At 34.4% G+C, this 10,530-nt stretch carries 9 protein-coding genes and 1 pseudogene; all 10 read right to left on the bottom strand.

What is annotated here, in order from left to right; genetic code table 11:
• Positions 1 to 182: 182 nt before the first annotated feature.
• Positions 183 to 959 (bottom strand): annotated as a pseudogene (locus VKJ25_RS19350) (tetratricopeptide repeat protein).
• 67 nt (positions 960 to 1,026) lie between these two features.
• Positions 1,027 to 1,239: a hypothetical protein gene (locus VKJ25_RS19345; RefSeq protein WP_324238275.1), complete on the bottom strand. Its 213-nt coding sequence runs from the start codon at positions 1,237 to 1,239 to the stop codon at positions 1,027 to 1,029.
• A gap of 214 nt (positions 1,240 to 1,453) precedes the next feature.
• The gene (locus VKJ25_RS19340; protein ID WP_324238274.1) at positions 1,454 to 2,089 is read right to left on the bottom strand and encodes a hypothetical protein; all 636 of its coding nucleotides are present in this window, start codon (positions 2,087 to 2,089) and stop codon (positions 1,454 to 1,456) included.
• Positions 2,090 to 2,159: 70 nt separating this feature from the next.
• Positions 2,160 to 2,507, bottom strand: a complete 348-nt coding sequence (locus VKJ25_RS19335) for a hypothetical protein (RefSeq protein ID WP_324238273.1) — start codon at positions 2,505 to 2,507, stop codon at positions 2,160 to 2,162.
• A gap of 118 nt (positions 2,508 to 2,625) precedes the next feature.
• On the bottom strand, positions 2,626 to 4,623 hold the full coding sequence (locus tag VKJ25_RS19330; protein ID WP_324238272.1) for an AAA-like domain-containing protein: 1,998 nt from the start codon (positions 4,621 to 4,623) through the stop codon (positions 2,626 to 2,628).
• 514 nt (positions 4,624 to 5,137) lie between these two features.
• The gene (locus VKJ25_RS19325) at positions 5,138 to 6,658 is read right to left on the bottom strand and encodes a M48 family metalloprotease (RefSeq protein ID WP_324238271.1); all 1,521 of its coding nucleotides are present in this window, start codon (positions 6,656 to 6,658) and stop codon (positions 5,138 to 5,140) included.
• 378 nt (positions 6,659 to 7,036) lie between these two features.
• Positions 7,037 to 7,360, bottom strand: coding sequence for a hypothetical protein (locus tag VKJ25_RS19320; RefSeq protein WP_324238270.1), 324 nt, complete (start codon positions 7,358 to 7,360; stop codon positions 7,037 to 7,039).
• Positions 7,336 to 8,502, bottom strand: a complete 1,167-nt coding sequence (locus tag VKJ25_RS19315) for a hypothetical protein (protein WP_324238269.1) — start codon at positions 8,500 to 8,502, stop codon at positions 7,336 to 7,338. Before VKJ25_RS19315 ends, VKJ25_RS19320 begins: the two co-directional genes overlap by 25 nt.
• Before the next feature lie 428 nt (positions 8,503 to 8,930).
• Positions 8,931 to 10,106, bottom strand: a complete 1,176-nt coding sequence (locus VKJ25_RS19310) for a hypothetical protein (protein ID WP_324238268.1) — start codon at positions 10,104 to 10,106, stop codon at positions 8,931 to 8,933.
• 242 nt (positions 10,107 to 10,348) lie between these two features.
• A partial coding sequence (locus VKJ25_RS19305) for a hypothetical protein (RefSeq protein ID WP_324238267.1) occupies positions 10,349 to 10,530 on the bottom strand: 182 nt, incomplete at its 5' end.

The following is a 10,530-nucleotide window of genomic DNA, read 5'->3' as shown; positions in this document are numbered from 1 at the left end:
TTACCTCTTGATTAAGCCAAAATGTTAGGCTGCCTCGTTGCTTCAAGGATGCATTATACTCAGACCAATTCTTGATCTTGTATTGAGGCTTAGGCTTAGACTTGGACTTGGACTTGGACTTGGACTTGGACTTGGACTTACTCATATCTACTGATTCGTATGATCCTGATGTTATTTATAGCCTAAACGTCACCTTTTGTGCAACAAAGCCTAAGGCGATTACTAATTTCTCTGTCAATCTTCAAAGCTGCTTTGTAAGCATCTAACGCCTGTTGGTATTTACTTTGTTGTCGATAAACGACTCCAATGTTGTTAATAACTACTCCTTCACCTTGGCGATCGCCTTCTTCTTGGTTAAGCTGCAAAGCTTGTTGATAATATTTCAGTGCTAAATCCTAGTTCTCCTGAATATTGTAGAGGCTGCCTAAACCATTGATACTTTCTCCTTCCACATCTCGACTGCCAATTTTTTTACTAATTTCTAAAGCTTGCTGATAAAATTTTTCTGCTTCTTCAAAATTCTGTAAATCTCTGAAAACGTTACCAATGTATATAAGCGTCCATGCAACATCCTTAGTTTTCCCTTCTGCTTGAAAAAATTTCCCAGCTTGTTCATAGTTTTGTAATGCTTTTTTGTACTCGCTTAGGTATCCATAAACTATTCCGATCCTTTGTAAAATTAACCCTTGTAAAAACTGGGAATTACCCATTTTTTTAGCAATAGCTAAAGCCTGCTGATAACTATTTAAAGCTCCCTGCAATTGACCTGCTTTTAATTGTTTCTCTCCTTGTTGATAAAGTCTATTTATCTGATTTCCTAAGTTGTGACTGATTTGATCTTGTACAATCTTTTGATAGTTTAACAGTGAATTTTGAGTTTGAGCTAATCCTAACTTAACCGGAGTTAAAGTTAGGATAGAACTCAGAGTTAAGTAACTGAAAAAAGTTGGATATTTCATCGTAAATTCCTCCTGATAGAATTGTTAAGTTTGACTTGATTTCCAACTCAGGACTTACACGGAAAACTCATTTCTGGGTTTGCCTGCGTAAGTCTGAATAGCAAAAAAAATTATCTACTGCATGGCAAATATATATGTTAATCCTGGTAATTTCTCGCTTTTGCCATGCAGTCCCTGCTAATGCTATTTCAGTGGTTAAATTAATAACTAATCCAGTAATTGTAGTTACAGAAAAACCTAGTTTTCTGATTGAAAACAGAAAATTTTTAGTTAGCTGCATTTTAGTCTCCTTTTTTCACACTATTTTTAATTTTGGAAGTTGACCTGCGGAATGTGGGTTAGACTAACAGGAATTTTGTCTGTTTTACTTTAAATTAACAAGTAAGATGCTTGTGTTACTTGGTGGGGCAAAACTCTTCTTTCTTAATTTTTTTCAAAGTTTCATTCAGTTCATCAGAGGGTTCTTTTACTGATAACATCTTATTAAAAGCATCTCATAATAAACCTTGCTTCAGAAAATAATCAGCTCGTAATAAAGCCATCTCTTCAGCAGAAGCAGCACCAGCTTTTTTCTCCAATTTTTGCAACTCTGCTTCAATAGTTTTTCGGCGATTTCCACTAATAATTTTAAAGGGAAAAGGAGAGCTAGTTGTATCGCCTTCGTGTAAGAAAAGATGATAAATTTTTCCCTTCTCTAAAGTTTGACCAGAATAAACCATTTTTCTGACTCCATAATCCACAACTTCTGCCCAAATTGTCTCCTGAGTTTCAGGATTTTGTATGAAAATTGCCCCTGCATCTTTCTGCCAAATAAAGATAGGTTGCTCTCGGAAAACTTCTACAAATATTTGCTCTGAGGAATTTTCTAATTTGTATAACCAAGGTGCAATTAAACAAAAATCATCACCACGAGAAGTATTTTTATCAGAGGTTTCTGGAGGTTCGGATTGTTCTTCTTTAGCATTAAAAATTATTTCTTGGAGTCGATCCAAAATGTATTGGCTAGAAGGCGACTTTTGAGCAATAACTTGAGCATTTACTTGACTAATTAATGAATAATAATTCACCCATAGTAAGCCAGAAACTGATAGAAGAAAAAAAGATATAAATGAATAAAATTTATAACGCATATTTTTCACCTTTTAATTTTCAACAAAACATATTTTAGGGATAGAAAATTTTACTTGATTTATACCACAGTTAAGTTGGGAAATCATTTTTTATCCGATAATGCAGTAGAATATAAATCCAAAAGGTAACAGAAGGCAACACAATAGGTAACACAAACACCCCAGAAATATAAACCTGCAAACTAACTATTAAATAAACAAAATTAGTAACTACAAAAACCCCTACCCACTCACCACGCTTTCCTGGATATTTATGCAATAAAATAATCACACCTTGACCCAAAAAAGCCCCCACCCAAATCATCCAGAAATCAGGTATAGGAATCACTATTCTATTAATTAGAAGATGATGTAGCATATAGGCATGAATTTCACCTCCTGTTAAAATTTTGTCATTATTCCAATAACTAAAAGCCATCAGTGGAGTATAATTATCATCCCCGTATTTTAGCCCTGCATTGTCATATCCACCAGGAACTATTATTACTATCTGTTGTTTAACTTGATCTTCAATTATTTGAGTTACTTCACATTTTCTAGTTTTTTTTGGAAGCTAAAGAATTATGAGATTCCAAAAGTCGCCAAGCATGAATACAGTCATATACTTGGTCATAACTAATAGAAAAGTCTACAATTGGAAGCAGCCACCTTTGTTTCAACCGATAGGAAAAAAAAGTGAGGGATTTCCAAAGATAAACTCCAGAAAAATATTTTTGATAATTAACTGAAAAATTAACCTGATTTTGTAAGTTTACTTGAGGTAAACTATCAGACTTTTTCTCATAATTTAAGTGATAAGCTAATAACAACATAGAGGAAAAAGTAAAATCTTTTACATCGGAAGATTCAAGATTGGGGAGTGCTAAATATCTTCCATTACTTATCACTTTCACATTTCCTTGTAAAATCAAATTCAAATTAGCAATTTCAGGAATTATAGTATAGCCGCTGCGGTTAACCAGAACAATCAATTGTTGTTTTTTTACTGCTGTTGGAATAGCTTTTGCTAAGAGGCGATCGCCTACTCCTCCATCCCTTCTTTTATGAGAGCGATCTAATAAATAATTAATTCCAATGACCTTGGTTTCTAACTCAGAAACTCGTTTAACTAAACTAGCTAAATAATCCCTTCTCATAGGATTAGGTTGGGCAATTTCTGCTTTAATAATTGATTCATCATCTATTTGCACTAACAACACAGGGGGAATATTATTTGTTGAATTTTGACGAGTATATTGACGATAAATAGCTTGTAAAAACACCCGCCTATCTAACAAAAACTTCTGCACCGATAACTGCCAACTAATTCCCAGGAAAATTACTAAACTAGCAACTTGTTTCCAATTAGGAGGCCAGATTTTTTGACCTTGATTTCTTAAATTTGCTAACTGCTCTTCTACCCAATCTAGATTAAAAATTGTCTGATATATTTTATTAAAAACAACCAACTTATCTCGTTTTTTAATAACTATACCCGATCGCCTCAATCCCATTTGTATAGAACTATCATTAACTTTAATTTCTCCTGGCAATAAAATTTTTTTATATAGCCTCAGTAACTGAGGCGCAAGTAAAGTTTCACTGAGTAAATAATGGCGAATATATTTTAAATGAGTAGGCCGATCTTTATCTTCCCAATCTGTCAAAATATGTTCTTTTACCAAACTATCAATATCTGGTTGAGTAGTATCAGTATAATCAAGAATAATTTGACAAATTTTCTGAGTTAAAAAAGGTTGACCGCCACTCCAATCAAAAACTTTCTCTAAAACAGTTTCTGGTTCATCAACTACTTCTTTTAAGCCTTCCATTAAACTTTTTTTACCCTCTTCAAAAGTTAACTCTGTTAATTCAATACCATGACCAATATTAAAAGGAGTATGTTTGCCATCTTTAATTAAATCTTCTGGGGTTACTACTCCAAAAAAACCAAAAACTAACCGATGATAATCAGAATTTTCAGCTTCGGCTCGGAAATTATAACAAGAGCGAATAAAGGCAAAAAACTGATTCTTAAAAGGTAAATTTACCAGGGCATCAATTTCATCGAGAAAAATATATATTTTTTGCGGTGCTGGAAAATTAATGAATAAAATTTCTTCAATAAATTGAACTAAAATTTGGGTACTTATCCAACTTTGATGATTTTCTATCCATTCTTGAGAATTGATACTATAGTTTAAATTAAATTCACTAAATAATTCTTTGATAAATCCATTACACCAAGACTTTTCTTGAACCGAAAAATCGTTCAATTCCCCAAATATCTTTTTCATAAATTGACGATACCAATATTTTTCTGGCGCAGAAGAATTACCTAATCTACTCATATCTATTACTGCACATTGACAACCTTGGGAACGTAATTTTTTCATCACGCTCACTCGCAAACTAGATTTACCCATTTGACGAGCATTGAATATATAACAATATTCTCCAGCTAAGAGTTTTTCATATAATTCTGTATCTTGTTTTCTGACTACATAAGTAGGATGATTTGCTGCTAAGTTTCCACCAACTTTGTAACGTGACATAATTATTTGATTGATTTCCCAAATAATATAGCGCTGTGCGCAGGGAACAGAAGGAATAAATTGCTTAATAAAATAAGACTTTTAGTTATTGGACAGTTCCTGTGATTTGTAAATATTAAGTGCGCACATTGCTTTAACTGTGATAGGACTTACGGAAAGGCGCTATATATAGCGTATCGGTGCGTTATGCTGAGGCTAACGCACCCTACTAATAACGTTCATGGCTTTAGTCCTGTGTGCATAAATTTTCATTGTTTCAGGACTTACACAAAGGCACTATATCTAGAGTCTGCGTAAGTCTGTTCCATTGCTACCGATCGCCCTTTTACACTAAAGAATGGAAATTGTGGAGTTATATCATGTCCGATTAAATAGTTATAGATAAAGAGGGAAAGAGTCAGGAGGAATGAATTACAAGTTAACCCACCCCTAACCCTTCCCAAGAGAGGAAAAGGAGGAGCAAGTTTTTTTGATTGGGCTCTTATCCCGACATGATATTAGATCGCTCCATTTTTTACATTAACTTTTCCTGAATCCCTCTATGTTTCTCCACTCCTTCAAAAGCATAACGATTGTAACCATTATATTCAATTAATTGTTCCAGATAGTCAACCCGATCATCTGACTGGGGGTGACTGGAAAGAAAACCCAAAGAACGTTTACCACCTTTTTTTTCATCCAGAGTTGCCATAAAATTTCTTAAACCATCAGCAGCATAACCAGCAGTAGCTAAAACACGAGTACCAACAATATCCGCTTGACGCTCATTGCTCCGACTGTAACGTAAACTAATCAAACTTGTAGCAATACTGCTAATAGGAATGTTAGTTTTTAACGCATCACGAACAACACCCCCTGCACTATCGTACAAGTTAGTAGTCACAACTCTTTGAAAACCGTGGGAAAGAACTGCATGAGCAACTTCATGGGTAAGTAAACCTGCTAACTCTGCTTCAGAATTAGTATTAAGAATCGATCCAGTATTCACAAATACTTTACCCCCAGGTAAAGCAAAAGCATTGAGGGAATCATCTTTCACTACATAAAATTCGTATTCAAAATCATCTCTACCCATTAACTCCGCAATAGAATTACCAATTTTACTCACATATTCGACTACTTCCTCATCTTCCACCAGTGAGAGTTGTTTCTTATATGCTTCTGCTACTCGACTGCCTAAACCTGATTCTCCTTGGAGCAGCAAACTACCCATTTTAATGCCTTCTCCCAGAACAGTTCCCAATACATTACAATTACCGAGTACAGCGCAACCACCAACTCGGATAGCTGTTCCCAAGATACCTTTGCCTACCATTTGCCCCTTAATTTTCTTCTGGAATTTCTCAAAGTTCTCGTCAGCAATTTCTAGAAACCTTGCTGCTTCTGGATGCTCTGGATTAACTAACACAAATTGACGAGCTGCGATGGATGCTTCTAAATAGTCTTTTTCTTTTCTCAGTGCTTTGACATGAGCTTCAACTATTTCTACTGAGTCGGGAAAAATACTGGAGGCTTTTTCTAGAACTTGCAGAGCTTCTTTTTTCTTTTCGTTCTTTTGTAATGTTTTAGCTAAGAATAAATGACCAGGAACAAATTCTGGATGTTGTGCTACAAACTCTTGCAACATCTCCAGATTATCATTTTTGTCAGCAGCATTTTTTGCTTCTTCCCACTCGGTTTGAATCTCGGTTGGTAAATTTTCGGTGTTGTTTATGGGGTCTGAAAACATGGTGTTTTGATGAGATGCAAAGGGTGTTTTGACTTTTCGGTAAAGTTCTTCTGCTGCTTCTCTTTCTCCTTGCTGATACAGAAAATCTGCTTCGAGCAGGGTTTCGTAGGAGTCTTCTGCTTCAGTATCTACTTTAGTTTCGGTTTCGGTTTCGGTTTCAGTGGGAGTGGCTTCTGTTTGGCTAATTTTTTCTGGTTGTTGGTTGGTGGGTGTGGGTTTAGCGATCGCTATTTGCCATGAGAAACCAATTTTCAGAAGTAAGACTAAAAGTAGACTTAAGATAAATAATTTATGTTTTCTTTTCATAGTTTTAATTCTCCTTAATCAGATTGTTACAGCACTCCCCGTTGTTACGAGGTAGAAATATCGTGAGCTAGATGTGCACAGTACAATAATTTTACCAATTCAAATTTGTACCTAGTTGGTTAGATTTTTAGTATTATATTGCCAAATTTACGGCTTTGGCAAAATATTTTTACTCTGGTAGAGAGTAGATTTTATTAGATAAAATTTCGTTGACTTTTTTTTATTAATTTTTTATCGACTTCTCCCCATAAACTTCCAGACAGCTACTCATTCAATGTCGGCAAAATTCCTGTACTTTCTCCCCAAGTAAGAACATATATTTTTCCATTTTTTTTCAACAATTTTTATAGTTATTTTACCAGGGTTTAAAACATGATTTTATCTCGTGTAGTTTGTGATATAATTATTAGGTTTATTGATAGTTGTTCTAATAGTATCTTTACCAAACAGACCGAATATATTCAAATCTGTTGTTTGGCAATTCTCAACTTTTTTTTGACTTTCATGGTCTGGCGCAATAAATTGTTTATTACTGACCATAACGTTAAAAACAAAATTAACATTATAACCCTGAGTGTTAAGGAAGCAAGCTTCATTGTCTACTTTGTAACTATGATAATTTTCAGACTTTTGATCATAAGAAACCTGTATTTCATCATCACCACAAGGAGCGTTGGTTATTCTATTGCACTTTCGGAACAAGAAATTACATACCACCATCGAGTTTTTGGGTCTAGATTTCCAATCAAGCGCACCCCAACATATTCTGCATTATTTGGTAAATCTAATGTTCTTTGATGTCGTTCTGATTTAGGACCATCAGAATAGATTGTTTTACCATCTAAATACAGTTCAATAGTGTCGGGAATGTCAAAAAAATCGTATTCTAAAGCAACTTTAGGATTAGCTCCTCTAGGAATTTCAAATAAATCGCTTCTCATTTCACTAGCTCCACTTACCCGCTTTTCATTACATTGAACAGCTCGTTCACAGCTAGCAATAGGTAGGGATTGTCTAGAATTAATATTATTTTTTAAGGCCGCAGAAGTAGCAGCTAAAGCTAATCCGACATTTCGAGTAATTTGATTTTCACTAGAGGCTAGTTTATTTCCCTGAACTCCAACAAAGTCGGCTATATTATCTAATTTTGAACTAACATTTTGATTGCAGTTAGATGATGTTAATAACATCGACTTAGTAGTAGCAATTAAAGTTTCTTCAGTTCGATTTACCTGGGAAAAATCAATAGTTTCTATTATTTGACCATTAGCTGATTTAATAATAGCTTGAGTGTCAGTAAATTCTCCTTGATTGCCGTTAGCTAGAACAATTTTTGATAATTTATTGTTTTCAAATGCGACTTGAAAATCATTGAGACTTTCAGGCTTAATTCTATTAAGAATTAGGCGATTTCTTTTGGTTAATTTACTCTCATCAATAACAGGTATATTTTGAAATTTAATTCCATATAATTGAAACCTGGCATTAGGTAAATTAACTGTATAAATTTGTTGAGCTTTGGTTGAGGGAGAAATGAGATAAATTTCTCTTTTACCAGAACTAAAAGGCATTTGAGTAGTAATCAAAAAATCCTGTGGTAGTGCCTGTTGCAAATCCAAATTAATATTTGGTTTTCTGGCTCTGGGTATTTGTCCGATTGTGATTGATACTTTAGTTATTTCAGTATTAGTGGGAGATAAAGTTGCCTGGGCAGAATTATCCTTAAAGTTTGCATAACATCCCACTGAATTAAAACTCAGTAAACCACAGAGAAAAATAGAGAAAGTTTTGTTTAGTATAGTCGGCAATACAACAGTTAAAAAGCTGATTAAAGTGATAATCAAAAACCTGATTTTGCTCATAAATGACCTTGCTTATTTCTATTTGAACCAATCTTAATTTAACAGGGGGTTAAAATTAGAACATAACTTATGGTTAAATAATATATAATCCGGTTATACAGTGTACGTTTATAGCTCTATAACTACTTAAAGATTCAATTTTGCAGTTCAAGCATCCTGCTTGTTACAGCCTTGAAGGCTGTGTTACAAACTACGATAACTAATTACCCGGATTCTATATAACTGAAAAAAGCTTGGTATTTCATAGTAGATTCCTCCTGATATAATTGTTAAGTCTGACTTTGTTTATAATTATCACATTTTGTCGTTTTTGACTAGGGCTTACGCAGAAACCGGATTTATCAACGGGTGAAAGCGAAAAATAATAACTAGGGCAATAAACCCAGTTTCTTTAATTATGCAAGTCCTAACTATTCTGAACGACTGCTTCTCCCAATAGATGTTCCCTGATGGAAACACCATAAAATAGCCTTTCGCACAAAAGTATCAGCGATGAAGAGCCACAATATTTGTGCTATTAACCAACCACGCATCAAGCTAATTAAAAACGGCATTTCCAGAGTATCTATTAAACTAGCCAGTTGGGGCTGTTGCAAAAACAACAAACCTGCAAGAATTTTAGCTATGGTTAAGCAGGTCATACCCCTGCGTATGTGTGATGGTGGGAACCTCAGATATATTGTCTCGCCGACAAATGCAATGATAGAACTGAAATTATCTACAAATTTTTCCAAAACGAAAACAAATCCATCTTGGTTAGTAAAAGCAGTTGAAATTAATGAGTTTATCAAAATTCCTGTGCCTGCTAAAAGTAAAGATAAAACCAATGCTATCAATGGATAGACGAATAACCAAATAGTCCAGTAAGTAATATCTACAAGTGTTTTAATCAGGAAGGGAAGTGTTTTAATTACTAGATTTATTAATTGATTTTGACGGACTGCTGGTGGTCCCATAGCCAGCCACCAAATTAATGCAACATTTATTGGAACGTACTTGATAAATATTTGAGCGAGGAAGCCAACTTTTTCTCCAAGTACAATGAATAAATCTTTACCCGAACTCGATATTGTTATAACTCCTTCCGGGATTATAGTTCCCACAGAATATGAGAAAAACCAAGACCAAAATACTAAAAAAAGCCAGATTACTCCGCATCGGTAAATAGACATCATAATGGCATTGACAGATGACAACAAATACCAGCGAATCCAATAATTACTACCGAATTTCTTGAATGCGTCTTCACTTTTCTTAATATCTTGATTGAATTGTTCGATCCAGCCATTGAGCCATCCAATGATAGGAATATTGTCGAGAGCATTATCTATTATTTCTTGGATTTCTTTGGGTTTAGTAAAACTTTTGATAATTAATTTTGTTGCGCTACAACATAAAGCTAGTAATGCTTCTAGTATATTCAAAGTAGCCTCTGCTTCTTGACGAGAATAATAGCTGTCCCGTTTTCTTCTAGCGTTCTCTGCTTCCTGAAATGCTTTCCACTCTTCTTTGTCTCTTCTACGGCGATCGTCATCTTTTTGCCGTTCGGCATTTTTTTCCCATTGACTTTTGTTCTGCTCTGACATATTAGGTTTCCTCTTACTTTCAATCAAACCAGACTTACGCAAAGCAATCAAGAAACCGGGTTTATTACCGTTCTTGTTGCTCAAATCACCAAATTTCTTTGATAAACCCGGTTTCTGCGTAAGTTCTATCAAAATTAATAAGCTGGGTTTGTTTAAGAAAAATGGCTGTAACTTACACAAATAAATCTGGTTTCTGGATTTGCCTGCGTAAGTGCAAAAAAAAATTATCTATTGTGGAATAGTTAAGCATTGAGCGCTATCAGAAAATTATCTATTGCACAATAGTAAGCATTGATAGCCATCAGAAAATTATCTATTGCACAATAGTAAGCATTGATAGCCATCAGAAAATTATCTATTGCACAATAGTAAGCATTGAGCGCTATCAGAAAATTATCTATTGCACAATAGTAAGCATTGAGCG

Origin of the sequence: Okeania sp. (assembly GCF_035285525.1) — a bacterium.
Classification (GTDB): Bacteria; Cyanobacteriota; Cyanobacteriia; order Cyanobacteriales; family Microcoleaceae; genus Trichodesmium.
The sequence above is the reverse complement of the archived record's forward strand: the minus strand, read 5'-3'. Positions and strand labels throughout refer to the sequence as shown.